The sequence below is a fragment of the Paraburkholderia sp. SUR17 genome, assembly GCF_029536165.1.
Taxonomy (GTDB): Bacteria; Pseudomonadota; Gammaproteobacteria; order Burkholderiales; family Burkholderiaceae; genus Paraburkholderia; species Paraburkholderia kururiensis.
This window is the reverse complement of record NZ_CP120509.1, coordinates 1,655,158-1,671,753: the sequence shown is the minus strand read 5'-3', so window position 1 is coordinate 1,671,753 and position 16,596 is coordinate 1,655,158. Positions and strand designations below refer to the sequence as shown.

General features: G+C 69.4%; 12 protein-coding genes. 7 read left to right on the top strand and 5 right to left on the bottom strand.

Annotated elements, in window-relative coordinates:
• Positions 1 to 74: 74 nt before the first annotated feature.
• Entirely contained in the window at positions 75 to 359 is a 285-nt protein-coding gene (locus tag P2869_RS24820) for a DUF1488 domain-containing protein (RefSeq protein WP_277598244.1), read from the top strand.
• Between the two features lie 69 nt (positions 360 to 428).
• On the opposite strand, the gene P2869_RS24815 is transcribed toward P2869_RS24820, so the two are convergent.
• From P2869_RS24815 to P2869_RS24800, 4 genes are all read right to left on the bottom strand, one after another.
• Positions 429 to 2,129 carry a bifunctional aminoglycoside phosphotransferase/ATP-binding protein gene (locus P2869_RS24815; RefSeq protein ID WP_277598243.1) on the bottom strand — a complete coding sequence of 567 codons (1,701 nt, stop codon included), beginning with the start codon at positions 2,127 to 2,129 and terminating at the stop codon, positions 429 to 431.
• A 72-nt stretch (positions 2,130 to 2,201) separates the two neighbouring features.
• Positions 2,202 to 4,835 (bottom strand): serine hydrolase, encoded by a 2,634-nt coding sequence (locus P2869_RS24810; RefSeq protein ID WP_277598242.1) that lies wholly within the window; start codon positions 4,833 to 4,835, stop codon positions 2,202 to 2,204.
• An 11-nt stretch (positions 4,836 to 4,846) separates the two neighbouring features.
• Positions 4,847 to 6,085: a putative glycoside hydrolase gene (locus P2869_RS24805; protein WP_240658987.1), complete on the bottom strand. Its 1,239-nt coding sequence runs from the start codon at positions 6,083 to 6,085 to the stop codon at positions 4,847 to 4,849.
• A 272-nt stretch (positions 6,086 to 6,357) separates the two neighbouring features.
• Positions 6,358 to 7,203 carry a polysaccharide deacetylase family protein gene (locus P2869_RS24800; protein WP_277598241.1) on the bottom strand — a complete coding sequence of 282 codons (846 nt, stop codon included), beginning with the start codon at positions 7,201 to 7,203 and terminating at the stop codon, positions 6,358 to 6,360.
• Between the two features lie 611 nt (positions 7,204 to 7,814).
• On the opposite strand from P2869_RS24800, the gene P2869_RS24795 reads away from it, so the two are divergent.
• From P2869_RS24795 to P2869_RS24775, 5 genes are all read left to right on the top strand, one after another.
• The gene (locus P2869_RS24795; RefSeq protein ID WP_026121643.1) at positions 7,815 to 8,465 is read left to right on the top strand and encodes a BON domain-containing protein; all 651 of its coding nucleotides are present in this window, start codon (positions 7,815 to 7,817) and stop codon (positions 8,463 to 8,465) included.
• Between the two features lie 174 nt (positions 8,466 to 8,639).
• Positions 8,640 to 9,152 (top strand): BCAM0308 family protein, encoded by a 513-nt coding sequence (locus tag P2869_RS24790; protein WP_126877120.1) that lies wholly within the window; start codon positions 8,640 to 8,642, stop codon positions 9,150 to 9,152.
• A 61-nt stretch (positions 9,153 to 9,213) separates the two neighbouring features.
• On the top strand, positions 9,214 to 11,277 hold the full coding sequence (gene ftsH / locus P2869_RS24785; RefSeq protein ID WP_277598240.1) for an ATP-dependent zinc metalloprotease FtsH: 2,064 nt from the start codon (positions 9,214 to 9,216) through the stop codon (positions 11,275 to 11,277).
• Positions 11,264 to 13,099 (top strand): DNA polymerase/3'-5' exonuclease PolX, encoded by a 1,836-nt coding sequence (gene polX / locus P2869_RS24780; protein ID WP_277598239.1) that lies wholly within the window; start codon positions 11,264 to 11,266, stop codon positions 13,097 to 13,099. Before ftsH ends, polX begins: the two co-directional genes overlap by 14 nt.
• A 119-nt stretch (positions 13,100 to 13,218) precedes the next feature.
• Positions 13,219 to 14,337 carry a hypothetical protein gene (locus tag P2869_RS24775; RefSeq protein WP_277598238.1) on the top strand — a complete coding sequence of 373 codons (1,119 nt, stop codon included), beginning with the start codon at positions 13,219 to 13,221 and terminating at the stop codon, positions 14,335 to 14,337.
• Here P2869_RS24775 and P2869_RS24770 read toward each other — a convergent pair.
• A complete protein-coding gene (locus P2869_RS24770) occupies positions 14,298 to 15,437 on the bottom strand; it encodes a ribose-phosphate pyrophosphokinase (protein WP_277599843.1) in 1,140 nt (379 codons plus the stop codon). The genes P2869_RS24775 and P2869_RS24770 overlap by 40 nt on opposite strands.
• Before the next feature lie 71 nt (positions 15,438 to 15,508).
• Here P2869_RS24770 and P2869_RS24765 point away from each other — a divergent pair, with 71 nt between their 5' ends.
• Positions 15,509 to 16,477 (top strand): acetyltransferase, encoded by a 969-nt coding sequence (locus P2869_RS24765; RefSeq protein WP_277598237.1) that lies wholly within the window; start codon positions 15,509 to 15,511, stop codon positions 16,475 to 16,477.
• The last annotated feature ends 119 nt before the right edge of the window (positions 16,478 to 16,596 follow it).

Sequence of the window (16,596 nt, the reverse complement as noted above, 5' to 3'; positions counted from 1 at the left end):
GACGAACCCTCGCCGGAACGACCCGCCATCCCGGCACCTCCGTCTGAACAGCCCGCTACCCACAGGCCGCGATCATGCAGATTTCCTTTCCTCCCGAGCCCCCCGAGTACGCCGGCCGGGATCTCGTTCTCACGTTCCCCGCCATCGTGGACGACACCTACGTGCAGTGCACGATCACGGCCGAGGCGCTCGAAGACCACTTCGGCGCCGCGTCCCCGCGCGAGGAAGACCTGATCCAGGCGTTCAACGCGAACCGGCCCGCAATCGAACGCGCAGCAAGGACGCTGCTCGGCGAACTGGGCGCGAAGCCCGTGCTGCTGCATAGCGGCTATTTCCGCTTCTACGAATCGCAGGGTTGAAGCGTCCGGTTGAAGCGTCCGACCTCGGCCGCCTCGGGTGATAAGCGAGCGCACCTCAGCGCACGACCGTCATTCGCAGACCCCGTCCAGCATTGACGAGTCCGACGGCACACCGCCCGCGCCAACGGCACGTGGCGCCACCCCCGCAACCGCCCGCAGGCGCGCAAAGAGCGGCGCCCACCATTCGGCCGTCTCGAAGCGCGCCGGCGCCACTTCCGTGTTGAAACGCACGACGAGCGCTGCCTCGTCCGCCGTGAACGGTTCCGCCTGCGCAAGCTGGGCCGCGAGGACGGCGAGGCCCGCATCGGATGCGTCGCGTCCCGTTGCCGAGCGCGTCGTCACGCGCGCTTCCAGACACGTGCGGCTCGCGTCGAAATCGAGCAGAACCACGGGCACGCCGAGCTTGCGCGCCAGCGCGACGAAGCGTGCGCGGTGCGCCTGCTTGAGGAACGTGGCATCCACGAGCGCGGGGTAGCCGGCCGCGAGAATCTGTTCGGCGATGTCGAGCAGATGCGCGTATTCGGCGTCGATGGCCGCGGGCGTGTAGGCGCTGGCCGGCAACGTCCGTTCGACTACCGGTGACAGAGGGCGCGCGCGCTTGCGCTCCGTGTCGCTCGCCACGCGGATCGCGCCGCTCAGCCGTGCGAGCGCGCGGCTTGCCACCGACTTGCCCGAGCCCGAATAGCCGTGGCAGAGCAGCAGAAAGGGCTGGCGCGGGGCCGTCATGCGCATGGCCACCTGCGCGTAGTCGGGTGGGGCCGACGCGCCCGGCGATTGTCCCCGTACGCCGCGCGCCGCGCGCACGGTCTGCGCTTTCAGCCTCGCCACCATGGCTCGCACGAGCGCCCGGTAAGCGAGGTAGAGCGGCATCGGGGCCAGCGCCGCGAAGTCGCCCGTGGCCTGAAGCCAGCGGTCCAGCGCCCGCCGTGCGAGATCGGCGCGGCCATGCGCTTCGAGGTCCATCAGGAAGAAGGCGAGGTCGTTCGCGACATCGTTCCAGCGCAGGGCGTCGTTGAATTCGATGCAGTCGAACATCAGCGCGTCGTGGCCGCGGCGCACGACGTTGTCGAGGTGCAGATCGCCGTGACAGGCGCGCACGAAGCCCGCGGCGCGGCGCGCCTCCAGCAGCGGCGCAAGGCGCGCGAACTGGCTCTCGATCCACGCGTACAGCGCTGCGCCGCCCGGCTCGTCGGTACGTGGTGGCAGCACCGCTTGCACCTGCGCGCGAAGCCGCTCAGCACCGCCGTAGCCGGGATGCGGCGAGCGGCGCGGCGCACGCAGATGCCAGGCGGCGAGCCGGTCTACGGCGCGGTCAATATCCGCGGCAGCCAGCGCGTTTCGTGCGACGAGCTTCGAAAACAGCTGCGATTCGTCGAAGCGGCGCATCTGCACCAGGTAGTCGACCGTGCGGCCGCGGTCGTGGCCGGCAGCAGGCAACGCACACCGACGCCCCGTGCGGACCACCGGCACCACCGCGCGATAGAGCGGCCCCGCGAGCGGCCGGTTCAGCTTCAACTCGGCCTCGCAGCAACGCAGCCGGTCGGCAAGCGAGCCGAAATCCACGAAGCCGAAGTTGACGGGTTTCATCCGTTTGTAGGCGAAACGGCCGGCCAGGTAGATCACGGAGATGTGCGTTTCGACGCGCCGGATGCGTCCCGCCGGATGCCGGTACGTCACGGCGCGGCGCAGGGCGGCGTCCACGGCGCGCGCTTCGTGCCGCGCCTCGCGTGGCACGAAGCGTGTGCCTGTGCGTCGATGAAGCGAGTGCATTGAACGAGCCAAAGACGGACGAGGCAAAGGCTGGCGGCGGCGTGGCATCGTCATGATGGGCAGGGGCTCGGTTCAGTAGCGCAGATAGCGTGCCCGCACGCGTCGAAAGCGTGCGCTGTCGGCGGCTGCGATGGCGGCGGCGGTGTCCACGGCGGCGTCCACTGCGGCGTCGCGCAGGGCGTTGGAGACGAGCGTCGAGCCCACTGCGTCGCGCGTCGCGGCCAGGTCGAAGGTGTCGGGCCAGAGCGCGTGAAGCGTCGCGATCATCGTGAGGCCCACGCGCGCGGGCTCGCGTGCCGGGTTCGCCTTCACCACGCGCACGCCGTGGCACAGCACACCGTGCCAGCGCGATTCGGTGGGCACGAAGTCGATGGGCTCGAAGCGGACGTCGGTCTGCGCCGAGTTCAAGGCGGCCGCCAGCTTCGCACCATCCATCCACGGCGCGCCGATCCATTCGAACGGATGCGCCGTGCCGCGCCCCACGCTCACGTTTGCGCCTTCCAGCAGCGCCACGTCGGGGTACAGGTCGAGCTGCGCGGGCGTGCGCAGATTTGGCGACGGCGGCACCCAGCCGAGTCCCGTGTCGGCGGGGCGCATGGCGCGCGCGTAGCCCGTCATCGGAATCACGCGCAGGTCCGCGCCGATGTGCCGTTCCGCGTTGAAGAGCGCGGCCAGTTCGCCCACGGTCAGGCCCGGCAGCAGCGGCAGCGGGAAGTAGCCCGTGAACGACTCGCGTCCGGCATCCAGCACCGGGCCGCCGAAGCGGTCCGCGCCCTGCGGGTCCGGGCGGTCCAGCACGAAGAGCGGAATGCCGCGCGCGGCCGCGGCTTCCAGCGCGTAGCCGAGCGTGGTCTCGTAGGTGAAGAAGCGCACGCCCGCGTCCTGCAAGTCGAAGACGAGCGCGCTCACGCCGTCGAGCGATTCCGGCGCGAAGCGCTGGCCGCGTCCGTAAAGGCTGTGCACGACGAGCCCCGTGGCGGCGTCACGCGCGTCGGCTACGCGTTCGTCCACGTCGGTGGTGAGGCCGTGCTCGGGCGCGAAGAGGGCCACGAGCCGCATGCCGGGTGCGCGCGCCAGCACGTCGACGGTGCGGTGGCCTTGCGCGTCGAAGCCGGTGCGGTTCGTGACGAGCCCCACGTTGAAACCCGCGAGCGGCGCGAATTGCTGGGCTTCGAGTACGTCGATGCCGGTTGCCACGGGTCCGTACGATGCCGGCAACACGGCCGCGAACGCGAGCGCCGGCGCGGCCCACGGTGCGCGTTGCGCGAGGGCCGCGGCGGAAAGCGGCGCCTGGCGGCTCGCGAGCAGCGACGTGATCTGGTCGCGCAGCGGCCGGGCGTCGCCGCTGTCGTCGGGATGCACGCGGTTGGTCAGGATCACGACGAAACGGCCCGTGGCCAGATCGATCCAGAGCGCGGTGCCCGTGTAGCCCGTGTGGCTCATCGTGCCCACGGCCGGCAGCCGGTCGCGGTTCGCGACGAGCGGCGCGCCCGTTTCCCAGCCAAGGCCGCGCCACGAGCCGGCCCGGCCCAGCGTGTCCAGCGTGTCCGGTGTGGCCATCGCGGCCACGCTTTGCGGCGTGAGCACGCGTACGCCGCCAAGCTGCCCGCCATTCAGCAGCATCTGCGCGAAGCGCGCGAGGTCCGCAGCCGTCGAAAAAAGGCCCGCGTGGCCCAGCATGCCGCCCGCGCGCGCGGCGATGGGATCGTGGACGCGTCCGCGCCGCAGGCTCCCGTGGTCCATCGTCGTGGGTGCCGTGCGGGCAACGTGCGCCGCGTCGGGCAGGAACATCGTGTCGCGCATGCCGAGCGGGGCGAAGACGTGCTTGCGGCACCACGCGTCGAGCGGCATGCCCGACACGCGCGCCACCAGTTCGCCGAGCACGATGAAGTTGATGTCGCTATAGATCACGCGTTCGCCGGGCGGCGTTGCGGGCGTGCTCGCCGCGATGCCGCGCAGCAGCGCGGCGCGGGCTTCGTCCGGGGCGGCGGGCGCGGGCAGCGGTGGGTCGGGCGGCAGCCCCGAGGTATGCGTGAGCAGTTGCCGCACGGTGATGGCGTCTTTGCCGCCCGCGGCGAACGCGGGCCAGTAATGCGCGACGGGCTGATCGAGTTCGAGCCGGCCGCGCTCCACGAGCTGCATGACCGCCGTCGTCGTAGCGATGACCTTGGTGAGCGAGGCGAGGTCGAACACGGTGTCTTCGGTCATCGGCTCGCGCTCGGGCGTGACCATGCGGTCGCCCCAGGCTTCATGCAGCGCGATGTGGGTGGCGTCCCCCGCTACGACCACTGCGCCGGGCACGCGATGCGCGGCGATCTGGCCCGCGACGATCTGCGCAAGCTGGGCGCGGGTGGCGGCGTCGAAGTCGGCTGTGGAAGAAGCCGATGCGGTGAGGGCGGGCGGGGCGGCTTCGGGTGTCGCGGTGGTGGCGGTGGTGGCGGTGGTGGCGGGCGGCGCGGCGTTCCCGGTCTGGGGCTGGGGCTGGGTATCGGCCTGGTTCTCAGCCTGGTTCTCAGCCTGGTTTTCAGCCCGGGTCTCGGCCTGCTTTTCAACCCGGGTCTCACCCTGCGTTTCAGCCTGGCTCGCGCTCGTCAACATCCACAGCGCGGCGAATGCCACGAGCCCCAGGCGCTTCACGAGCGCCGCCGCCATCGCAGCAACGCCCCGCCGCGCATGGCTTCGCGTGGCGCCCGTGTCCCGTCGCACGCGCACCCCGCTCAATGCGGCAACTGCGCCGGATCGTAGTGATTGCGCGGGTTCCATAGCATCCAGCCGTCGGTGTCCGCGCTGTCGGCAGCGTCGGTCTGGGCGCGGACCTCGTCGGCGCCGAACTCGCGGTGGTCGAACGCGTAGTCGCGAAACGCCTGGAGCCACGGACGGAACCGCACGCCCGGCAGCCCGGTGCGCGCCTTCGCTTCGGCCAGCGACCGCCGCACGATCTGCCCCGGGTCCGTGGTCGGTTTCGTGCAGCCAGGCAGGCCCCACGTGAAGCCGGACGGGTAGAGCATAGGCGAGATGTAGTCGAGCGGGCCGCCCAGCAGTTCGAGCTGCTGGCCGATCGCGGTGTCGTCGGTATTCCAGCAGACGTAGCCGAAGATGTCGGCGGCCACGAACACGTTGTAGGGCGCAAGGCGGGCCCGCGCCGCCTGCAGGAAGCCGACGATGGCCGCCGTGCGGTTCGCCTGCGTGTTGGGCTCGGCAAAACGCAGGCCGCTCGCATCGGGAAAGCGCACGTAGTCGAACTGCACTTCGTCGAAGCCGAGCCGCGCGACTTCCTCCGCCACGTCGAGGTTGTGCGCCCACACCGCGTGCGAAGACGGATCCACCCACTGCAGATGCTCGCGGTCGCGCCACACGTGGCCGCTTTCGTCGTGCACGGCGAGTTCGGGGTGGGCGCTCGCGAGCGGATCGTCCTTGAACACCACGATGCGCGCGATCAGATAAAAGCCCTGTTCGTGCAGTTGAGCGACGAGTGCGGCGAAGTCGCGCCGGATGGGCGCGTGCTCCGTCAGTTGCGCGGTGGCGCCAATCGCGTCGCGCGCGGCGCTCGGGTAGGGCGTGAGACCGCGATCGCCTTTCATGTCGATCACGAGTGCGTTGATGCCGTTGCTTTCCTTGAGGCGCACGGCGCCCTCGCGCAGCGTTTCGTTGTTCACGCCGTACACCGAGAGATAGACCGCGCGCGGCCGGAACGGCGTGAGCGCGACCGTCACCGGTTCGCCGCCGGCCGAGGTGGCCTGGCCGCGCAGATACCCGGGTGCACGCGCTTCGACGATGGGCGCGGCGAGCGTGCTGGAAAACGCGCCGTTGGCGTCCGTGTGCTGCGAAACCCCGCCCACGGTGACGGTTGCGCCGGGCACGGGCGCGTGCGTGGAGGCGTCGATCACGACGCCGCTGATGGCGGCAGTCGCGGCGAGTGCGAGGGACGGCGTGAGTGCGGCGACAAAGACCGCGATGAAAGCGGCGGCGAAGGTGGCTGTGAAGGTGGCTGCGAACCTGGCTGTGAACCTGGCTATGAATCCGGCTGTGATTCTGGCTGTGACTCTGGCCGCAAGCGTGGCTGCACGCGCGGCCGCCAGGGTGGCGGCGAGCGCGCCGGGCCTCGCGCCCGCACGGGCGTCGATGCGAGACCCGGCACGACCGCCGGCGAAGCCCCTGTCGAGCACGCCACGAACCCAGGCCAACACGCTCGCCCGCAAAGGCGTCCCCCTTCTGCCAGGTTTGGCCCTCATCGTGCGGACTCCCCGGACGACACCGCGGGCGTCACCGTTTCGCCCAGCAGCCGCGCGAGCACAGCGGGCGTGCAGGCATCCACCATCAGGAAGCGCGGCATGGCGAGGAGCCGCGCGCGAGGCGTCACCTTGTGCGCCTCGAGCGTGAAGGCCGCCTTGTAACCCGCTTCGCCCGCAAGCGTGACGAGTTCCTCGTCGTAGACGCCGAACGGCCACGCGAGCATGTCCACGTCCGTGCCGACCTCGGCCTCTATTCGCTCGCGCGAATGTTTGAACTGCGTGAGCACGAAGCGCCGGAACTCGTCCGGTGCCTGGCGGCGGCGTTCGATGTTGAAGTTCGGATGCCACCACGTGTGTGATTGCACGTCGAAGAGTCCGGTGTCGTGCAGCGTGCGCAGTTGGTTCCACGTCAGCGCATAAGGCGCGTTGGAAACGGCGCTCGGATAGACGAACAGCGTGACGGGCAAATGCTCGCGCTGCACGATGGGCAGCATCACGTCGTAGACGGAACGGTGCCCATCGTCCACGGTGAGGGCCACGGCCTTGAGCGGCAGCGTGACGGGTGGGCTGGCCGGCCCGCCCGCAGATGCATTCGCGGGCGCACGTTTCGCCTCGTCCTGCTGCGCGTGCAGCCACGTCACCACGTCGCGCAGCGGCACGAACTGATAACCGTGCTCGCGCAGGAAGCGCAGCTGCGCCTCGAAGGTTTGTGTGCGCACCGTCATCGAATCTTCCGCCGTTTCGGCGAAGCGGTGATATACGAGAATCGCGACTTCCCGTGTGCCCTGCGGGTCCGGTGCGCTACCCACCGGCGCGCCACCCGCGCCGCCGGCCCAGGCCATGCAGGTCGTCCAGCCAATACCTGCCGCAAACATACGCCACCCCCGTCCGAAAAATTGTTGCATTCAAGCCTCTGCCTGTTCTTTGCCCGCTGTGTGCCTTGCTATGTGCCTCGGTGTGCCTGGGTATGCCCGCTACCGCGTTCTGCCGACGTTTCGTCGATGTCTCATTGCCATGGCGCGCTTGTGCGCACCCGCGCGGCGGTTGCGCGCCCGAATGGCCGGTTCATTGCCGCTTCGGTCAATCGCTATCGGGCAAGCGGCACGAGGCCGCATTTCGCCGCGTTGGACGTATTCGACCCGTCGAGCGCCCTTGCTGGCTTGATCTGAGTCAAGCGGGTCCGCCCCCGTGAAAACGGTTACGCGCCCACGAGAAGCGGCCTTTGGCCGCGCGCGCCCCGCAGCGGCGGCGCGCGCAGCACCGTATCCCCGTAATTCGCGTTTCGCGGCCGTTTGAGCAGGGTGGCGCCCGCTTGATCGGTATCAACATTTGCCAGGGCGTGTGCGCGATGCTGGAGGCCGAATCTCGCGCGTTGCTCACGCGTTCGTTGCTCACGCATTTCTCGCGCCTTGCTCTTCCATTCACGTGCACTTCACCGCGCAGGAGACGCCTCATGAAGTCCGATGCAACACTCAAGCAGGACATCGAACAGGAGCTGTACTGGGACCCCGCGCTCGACGCGCGCAGCATCGAAGTGGCGGTCCACGACCGCATCGTCACGCTGCGCGGCTCGGTGTCGAGCTGCGCGCAGAAGATCGCGGCACAGAAGGCCGCACAGCGCGTGGGCGGCTGCCGCGCGCTCGTGCTCGAACTCGACGTGCCCGAGCCGCCGCCGGGCGCACGTTCCGACGAGGAACTGGCGCAGGCCATCGTCTCGGCATTGAAGTGGCAGGAGGGGCTCGATGAAGAGTCCATCCAGGTCGAGGTGGAGCGAGGCTGCGTGACGCTCTCGGGCGAGGTCGACTGGGGCTACCAGCGCCACGCGGCCGAAATGCTCGTCTCGCGCATGCGCGGCGTGGTGGGCGTGATGAACCAGATCGCGGTGCGCGCGAACGAGGCCGCCGCGGACGTCGGCACGCAGATCGCCGCGGCGCTTGCGCGGCGCGCGCAACGCGAATTCGCGGGCATTGCCATCGACGCGCGCGACGGCATCGTCACGCTCACCGGCACCGTGAGTTCGCTCGCCGAGAAGCGCGCGGCGTGCGGGGCGGCGTGGTCGGCAAGAGGCGTGCGCTCGGTGGTGGACCATCTCAACGTGGCGTGACGCGGGCGCGGCATTGAGCCGTCAGCAGTTTCACCGGTCCGCCGTTGCGCGGCTGGTCAAAGAGGGCATCAAAGCCGGTATCGAAGCCGGTACCGAAGCGCATGCACAGGCAGATACGCAGGCCGATGCCAAAGCAGATAGTCGAAGCAGATATAGAGGAAGAGGACACACATCATGACCCGTTCCACTGAACCCGGCGGCACGAAAATGCGCCGCGACCATCAACCCGGCGCCCGTACCGACGACAGCTACCGTCAGCCGAAGCGTGAGGCAGGCGGAACCACTTGCAGCCAGTGCGGCGCGACCTGTGAAAACGGCCGCTGGACCTGGCGCGCCGCGGCGGACGACGCGCGCCAGATCGTCTGCCCCGCGTGCCGCCGCATTCTGGAAGGCGCGCCCGCGGGCGAGCTCGTGCTCTCGGGCGACTACCTGCAGGCTCACGTCGACGACGTGCTCGGCCTCTTGCGCAACCAGGCCGCGGGCGAGGAAAAGGAGCATCCGCTCGAACGCATCATGGCCATCGATTCCGCCGATGGCCAGGTGGTGGTGCGCACCACGGGCCCGCATCTCGTGCGCCGGCTGGGCGAAGCGATGCTCAGAGCCCACCAGGGCGAACTCACCATCAGCTACGGCGAGAACGAAGCCCTGTTGCGCGGCGCGTGGTCGCGCGGCGCAACGGGTAAATAGGCATCGCAACGAGACCACCGCAACGAGACCACCGCGACGAGGCGGAAAACGGCAGAGGTCCATGGAAAAGAAAAGCGACTACACGGGCGTGCTCATCACGATGACGTTCGTCGCGATCGTCATCGTGCAACTGCTGATGCTGAAGACGACGAGCACCACCATCGCCTACAGCGACTTTCACCGGCTCGTGGCGTCCGCTCAGGTGCAAGACCTTGAAATCGGTCCGACGACGATCGCGGGCACCTTGCGCATGCCGGACGCGGCAGCCGCATTGCCTGCATCCGACGCCGCCGCGGTCAAGGAAGGCGGCGCGCCGTGGCGCTTTTCCACCACGCGCGTGCCCGACGACCACCTGATCGACAACCTCACCGCGGCGGGCATCCGCTATCGCGGCGTGGCGGAGAGCACGTGGCTCGGCTCGCTGCTCTCGTGGGTGCTGCCGCTCGTGGGCTTCTTCCTGTTCTGGACGCTGCTCATGCGCCGGCCAGGCGGTCTGCAGGACTTCACGGGCATCGGCAAGAGCAAGCCGCGCGTCTACGTGCAGAAGGAAACCGGCATCACCTTCGACGACATCGCCGGTATCGACGAGGCCAAGGCCGAGCTTCAGCAGATCGTCGCGTTCCTCTGCAACCCGGAGCGCTACCGGCGCCTCGGCGGCAAGATTCCGAAGGGCGTGCTGATCGTGGGCGCGCCGGGCACGGGCAAGACGCTGCTCGCCAAGGCCGTGGCGGGCGAGGCGGCGGTGCCGTTTTTCTCGATCAGCGGTTCGGCGTTCGTGGAGATGTTCGTGGGCGTGGGCGCCGCGCGCGTGCGCGACCTCTTCGAGCAGGCGCAGCAGAAGGCGCCCTGCATCGTCTTCATCGACGAACTCGACGCGCTCGGCAAGGTGCGCGGCGCGGGTGTGACCTCGGGCAACGACGAGCGCGAGCAGACGCTCAACCAGCTGCTCGTGGAGATGGACGGCTTCCAGCCGAACTCGGGCGTCATCATCATGGCCGCCACCAACCGGCCCGAGATACTCGACCCGGCGCTGCTGCGTCCGGGCCGGTTCGACCGTCACATCGCCATCGATCGCCCTGACGTGACCGGGCGCCGCCAGATTCTCGCGGTGCACGTGAAGCACGTGAAGCTGGCGGCGGACGTCGATCTGGGCGAACTCGCGGCGCGCACGCCGGGCTTCGTTGGCGCCGACCTCGCGAACGTCGTGAACGAAGCGGCGCTGCACGCCGCGGAGCTGGAAAAGCCCGCCGTGGAAATGGCGGACTTCGACGAAGCCATCGACCGCGCCATGGCCGGCATGGAACGCAAGAGCCGCGTGATGAACGAGCACGAGAAGATCATCATTGCGCACCACGAAGCAGGCCACGCGCTGGTGGCGCAAAGCCGCGAGCATTGCGACCCCGTGAAGAAGGTGTCCATCATTCCGCGCGGCGTGGCGGCGCTCGGCTACACGCAGCAGGTGCCTACGGAAGATCGCTACGTGCTGCGCCGAAGCGAACTGCTCGACCGGCTCGATGCGCTGCTGGGCGGGCGCGTGGCTGAAGAAATCGCGTTCGGCGACGTCTCCACGGGCGCCGAGAACGATCTGGAGCGCGCCACCGCGATGGCGCGGCACATGGTGGCGCGCTACGGCATGAGCGAGCGCATTGGCCTCGCCACGTTCGGCGACGCCGACGGCAATGCGCCGTTCCCGTTCGCGCCGGGCGCTTCGGGCGAGCGTTGCAGCGAGAGCACGGCGCAATTGATCGACGAGGAAGTGCGACGGCTGCTCGCCGAGTCGCACGAGCGCGTGATGCGCACGCTGATGGCGCGCCGCGACGCGTTGGAGCGAATCGCACAGCGGCTGCTCGAACAGGAAGTGCTCGATCACGAGACGTTGTTGCGGTTGATTGCGGGTGAAGACGCGAAAGCGGGCGAGAGCGAGGGCGAGGCCGCCGACCCCGCTGGCGCCACCGCCACCGCGACGCCGCCCGCCGCGGAGCTTGCGGCCCAACCCGGCGCTCAATCCGGCGCCCAACCTTACGCGGAACCGGCAAGCGCATTGCCCGCTGAGCCAGCCTCCGGGGCCGCGCCCGAACCGGCCATGGCCAGTTCCCCGAACGAGCCTCACCATGCCGGTCCATAACGCCGATTTCGCCGCGGTGTTTTCCGAGATCGCGGACCTGCTCGAAATCGAAGCGGCGAATCCGTTTCGCGTGCGGGCTTACCGCAACGCGGCGCGCACCGTGGGCGGCTACGGACGCGACGTGGCGCAGATGATCGCCAAGGGCGAGGCGCTGGACGACATCCCGGCCATCGGCACCGACCTCGCCGCAAAGCTGCGCGAGATTGCCGCCACCGGCTCGTGCGCGCTGCTTCAGCGGCTGCGCAAGGAATTGCCGCCCGCCATCGTGGAGTTGCTCGACGTGCCGGGCCTTGGCCCCAAACGCGTGCGCATGCTCCACGACGCGTTGCATGTGGATACGCTGGAGCAGCTTCGCGAAGCCGCGCAGTCGGGCGCCATCCGCACGCTGCCCGGCTTCGGCGAGAAGACCGAGGCGCATATCGGCGAAGCGTTGGCGAGGCGGCTCCAGCATCGCGAGCGGCGGTTCCTGTTGCCGTTCGCAGCGCAATATCTGGAGCCGCTGCTCGCGTACCTGCGCGCGACGCCCGGCGTCGTGCAGGCCGTGGCAGCCGGCAGCTTCCGGCGCATGCGCGAAACGGTGGGCGATCTGGACATTCTTGTGACCGCGCATCAGCCCGCCGCGGTCACGGCGCGCTTCACGCAGTACGACGAGGTGGCGCAGGTGCTCGCGGGCGGCGAGACGCGCGCCAGCATCGTGCTCAAGTGCGGGCTCCAGGTGGATCTGCGCGTGGTGGTGCCGGAGTGCTTCGGCGCCGCGCTCGTGTACTTCACGGGGTCGAAGGCGCACAACATCGCGATGCGCCGCATGGCGCAAGACCGCGATCTGAAGATCAACGAGTACGGCGTGTTTCGCGGCGAGCGCCGCATCGCGGGTACGACGGAAGAATCGGTGTATGCCGCGATCGGGCTGACATGGGTGCCGCCCGAACTGCGCGAAGACCGCGGCGAGATCGACGCGGCGCGCGAAGACCGGCTGCCCGCGCTGGTGGAGCGCAAAGACCTGCGCGGCGACCTGCACGCGCACACCAATGCCACGGACGGCCGCAACAGCCTGCGCGAGATGGCGCTCGCGGCGCGCGAACGCGGCCTCGACTATCTCGCCATCACCGACCACTCGCAGCGCCTCGGCGTGGCGCACGGGCTCGACGCCGCGCGCCTCGCGCAGCAGATCGACGAGATCGACCGCCTGAACGAGACGCTCGACGGCATCGTGCTGTTGAAAGGCATCGAGGTGGACATTCTCGAAGACGGCCGGCTCGATCTGCCCGACGACGTGCTCGCGCGGCTCGACCTCGTGGTGGGCGCGGTGCACAGCCACTTCAACCTTTCGCGCGAGGCCCAGACCGCACGCGTGCTGCGCGCCATGGACCACCCGCACTTCACGATCCTCGCGCACCCCACGGGGCGGCTGATCGGCGAACGCGACGCCTACGATCTCGACCTTGCGCGCGTAATCGCGCACGCGCACGAACGCGGCTGCTACCTGGAACTCAACGCGCAGCCGCAGCGGCTCGACCTGGAAGACGTTGCGTGCCGCGAGGCCGCGCAGGCGGGCGTGCTCGTTTCGGTGAACACCGACGCGCACAGCACCGACGACCTTCGCCATCTCGATACCGGCATTGGCCAGGCACGGCGCGGCTGGCTGACGAAGCGCGACGTGCTCAACACGCGCACGCTCGCACAGTTGCGGCCGCTTCTCGCACGCACGATGGGCAAGGGGCGCGGGCATGGCGCATCCGCGGACGCCGGCGCCAGGTCGGCTGGTCACGCCGCCGCCGTGCCGCAAGACGCTCGCGGACCCCTCCCTGTCACGCGGAGCTGACGTGGTCCGCATGCCGCGCTGCCGTTTCGTGAGGCCGGCAGGCGCCGTGTACCCCGTGTACCTTTACCTCGCGCGTTGCCACCATTGTCCGTATCGTCCGACATGACCCGCCGCCCATCATGACGAGACCGCGAAAGCCCCGCGCCCCCGCCACCCTGACGCTCGACGCGAAGGTCGAACGGCTGCGCGATCCGGCCGCCTGGCCCGAGCGGCCGCAGGCCGTGCAATGCATCGAAACCCATATGTCGTGGGTCTTTCTCACCAACGGTCACGCGTGGAAGCTCAAGAAGCCGGTGCGCTACGAACAGCTGGATTTCCGCACGCTGGAGGCTCGCCGCCACTTCTGCGAGGAAGAGTTGCGGCTCAACCGGCGGCTCGCGAACGGCGTCTATCAGCGCGTGGTGCCGCTCACGCTCGACGCCGAGGGCGTGCTGCGTCCCGGCGGCGAAGGCACCGTGGTGGACTGGCTCGTGAAGATGAAACGCCTGCGCGCGGATCAGATGCTCGACTGGGCGCTCGCCCACCAGACCGCCACGGCACGCGACGCGCGAAACATCGCGGAGCGCCTCGCCGCGTTTCATCGCTCGCTCGCCGCCGCGCCATGGACGCCCGAGACCTACCGAAGCACGCTGCGCGAAGGCATCGACGAAAACGAGCGCGAACTCTGCAAGCCCGCGTTCGGCCTGCCCGCTGACGAGGTGGCCGCGCTCTGCGCGCAGCAGCGCGCAATGCTGGCCAACCACGCCGCGCGCTTCGACGAGCGCGTGCACGGCGGCTGGGTGGTGGAAGGGCACGGCGACTTGCGGCCCGAACACGTATGCCTTGCGCCGCCGGTTGCCGTGATCGATTGCCTTGAGTTTTCGCAGAGCCTGCGAACGCTCGACGTGCTCGACGAAATTGGCTACCTCGCGCTGGAATGCGAGCGGCTGGGCGCGCCCGTTTTCGCGCGGGCATTGCTCAAGGCGTACGGCGAGGCTTATGGGGAGGCGGGCGGCGCGCGCGTCGATGCGGCGCTCGTGAACTTTTATCAGAGCTACCGCGGGGCGGTGCGCGCGCGGCTTGCCGCGTGGCATCTGCGCGAGCGCGCGTTCCGGTCGGGGGCGCAGGCGGTCGTGCATTGGCGCGAGCGCGCGGCGCAATACCTGGCACTCGCGCAACTGCACGCGCAGCGCGGCGCGCGTGCGTTCGCCGAGACGCCTCAGTGCTGCAACAACTCCACGATCGAGCCGCCCGTGTGAATGCGCGCGATGGCCTCGGCGAAGAGCGGCGCGGTATCGAGTACGGTGAGCTTGTCGAGAAGCGCGCCGGGTGGCACGCGCCACGGCGGCACGGTGTCGGTAATCACGACCTGCTCGAACGCCGGTTGTGCGCAGGGGGTGTCGCGAGCGGGTGTCGGTTCGGCGGAGGTGGAGGCGGAACTGCGAATGGGCGCCGGTTCGGTGGAGGCGGCATCGTGAACCGGCGCCGCGGTGCTCTGCGAGCGCGCGCCATCCTGCGAGCCAGCCCGCACGCCCGTGCCCAGCACCTGCGCCGCCGCGCCAATGAAGAGCCCGTGCGTGGCCGCGGCGTACACCGTCCGCGCGCCCAATGCGCGGCAGTCCGCGGCGACGTGCGCAAGTGTGGTGCCGGTGCCGATCAGGTCGTCCACGATCACGGCGCAGCGCCCGTTCACGTCGCCCACGATGGGCTTGCCCGTGACCACGCCGCCCGCCCGCAGCTTGCCCGCGAAGGCGGCCTCCACGGGCCGGCCGAGGTGCGCCGCGAGCCGCAGCCGGAAGTCTTCGGCGCGCCGGATGCCGCCCGCGTCGGGCGACACCACCACGACGTCCTCGTTCGCAAGACGCGATGCGAACCACGCGGCGAAGAGGCCATTGGCCTCCAGATGCTCGGTGCGGCAGCTGCGAAACGCGTTCTGCCAGGCGGCGAGGTTGTGCACGTCGAGCGTGACGATGCGGTCCGTGCCGACCGCTTCGAACAGCTGGGCGACGTAACGCGTGGTGACGGGGTCGCGCGGCTGCGACTTGCGGTCTTTGCGCGCGTAGGCGAGATAGGGCACGACCGCGCAGACGCGCGCGGCCGAAGCGTCTTTCAATGCGCCGAGAAAGAACAGCAGGCGGCACAGCTTGTCGTTCACGGTTTCGTGCGCGTCGCCGTAGAGGGAGTACACGACGTAGACATCGCTGCCGCGCACGTTCACGAGGGGGCGCGTCTTGTGCTCGCCGTCTTCGAATGCGCGCTCTTCGTGTTCGCTCAATGCGATGCCCAGCTGCGCGGCGATGCGCGCGCCGAACTCGCGCGTCGCACCGAGCGCGAACAATTTCAGGTCCGTCTGGTCCATCATGAAGATTGCCTCGCTTCGATTGGCCTGCCTGCGCTCGCTGCGCTCACTGCATTGACGCGTTCCTGTTCATGAAGCACTTCGATGTATTCAACGGCGATGCCGACGGCATCTGCGCCCTCCACCAGCTGCGGCTCGAGCAGCCCATGGAGGCTACGCTCGTCACCGGCGCGAAGCGTGACGTGGCGCTGCTGCAGCGCGTCGAAGCCGTGGCCGCGGCGGGAGACTCCGTCACCGTGCTCGACGTTTCGCTCGAGACGAACCACGCGCCGCTCGTCGCGCTGCTCGACCGGGGCGTGGACGTCGAGTTCTTCGATCATCACTATGCCGGCGCCGTGCCGGTGCACGCATTGCTTGCGGCTCATATCGATCCGGCCCCGGACGTGTGCACCAGTCTGATCGTGGACCGACACCTGCGCGGCAAGCACCGCCTGTGGGCCATTGCGGGCGCGTTCGGCGACAACCTCATGGGACCGGCGCATGCACTGGCTGTGCAGGCGAGGCTTGCCGAGCGCGACGAGCAGCAGTTGCGCGAATTCGGCGAAGCCATGAACTACAACGCCTACGGCGACAGCGAGGCCGATCTCATCGTGCCGCCCGCCGCGCTCTATCGCGCCGTGCGCCCCTACGCGGACCCGTTCGAATTCATTGCGACCACCTCGCTCGTGGAGCAGCTTGCCGACAGCCGTCGGCGCGACATGGCGCTTGCGCATCAGCAGCGGCCCGCCGCGGAACTGACGTGCGGCAGCGTCTATGTGCTGCCCGACGCGGCGTGGTCGCGCCGCGTGCGCGGCGCGTTCGCGAATGCGCTGGCGAACGCGGCGCCGCAGCGGGCACATGCGGTGCTTTCCGCGACGCAGTGCGGCGATTTCACCGTGAGCGTGCGCGCGCCCGTCGGCTTGCCCTACGGCGCGGACTGGCTGTGCCGCAGCTTCGCGACAGGCGGCGGACGCATGGCCGCGGGCGGCATCAACAGGCTCGCGCGCGAGCGCTTCGACGAATTCGTGCAGATGTTCCGGCATGTGTTCGAGGCCGCCTGAAACGTGACGTGAGACAAGCCCGTTTGACGCGCGGTTGACTTCCGCCTGCATCCCGCTTGAAGCTGGCTTGGACCGGATTTGAACTGCGTCCGCAGCCGCGTCTGAATCCCGCCTGGGTT

Coding starts and splice junctions, on each gene's coding strand:
- P2869_RS24820 (WP_277598244.1), top strand. CDS start 75: ATGCAGATTTCCTTTCCTCCCGAGCCCCCCGAGTACGCCGGCCGGGAT.
- P2869_RS24815 (WP_277598243.1), bottom strand. CDS start 2,129: ATGCACTCGCTTCATCGACGCACAGGCACACGCTTCGTGCCACGCGAG.
- P2869_RS24800 (WP_277598241.1), bottom strand. CDS start 7,203: ATGGCCTGGGCCGGCGGCGCGGGTGGCGCGCCGGTGGGTAGCGCACCG.
- P2869_RS24795 (WP_026121643.1), top strand. CDS start 7,815: ATGAAGTCCGATGCAACACTCAAGCAGGACATCGAACAGGAGCTGTAC.
- P2869_RS24790 (WP_126877120.1), top strand. CDS start 8,640: ATGACCCGTTCCACTGAACCCGGCGGCACGAAAATGCGCCGCGACCAT.
- ftsH (WP_277598240.1), top strand. CDS start 9,214: ATGGAAAAGAAAAGCGACTACACGGGCGTGCTCATCACGATGACGTTC.
- polX (WP_277598239.1), top strand. CDS start 11,264: ATGCCGGTCCATAACGCCGATTTCGCCGCGGTGTTTTCCGAGATCGCG.
- P2869_RS24775 (WP_277598238.1), top strand. CDS start 13,219: ATGACGAGACCGCGAAAGCCCCGCGCCCCCGCCACCCTGACGCTCGAC.
- P2869_RS24770 (WP_277599843.1), bottom strand. CDS start 15,437: ATGGACCAGACGGACCTGAAATTGTTCGCGCTCGGTGCGACGCGCGAG.
- P2869_RS24765 (WP_277598237.1), top strand. CDS start 15,509: ATGAAGCACTTCGATGTATTCAACGGCGATGCCGACGGCATCTGCGCC.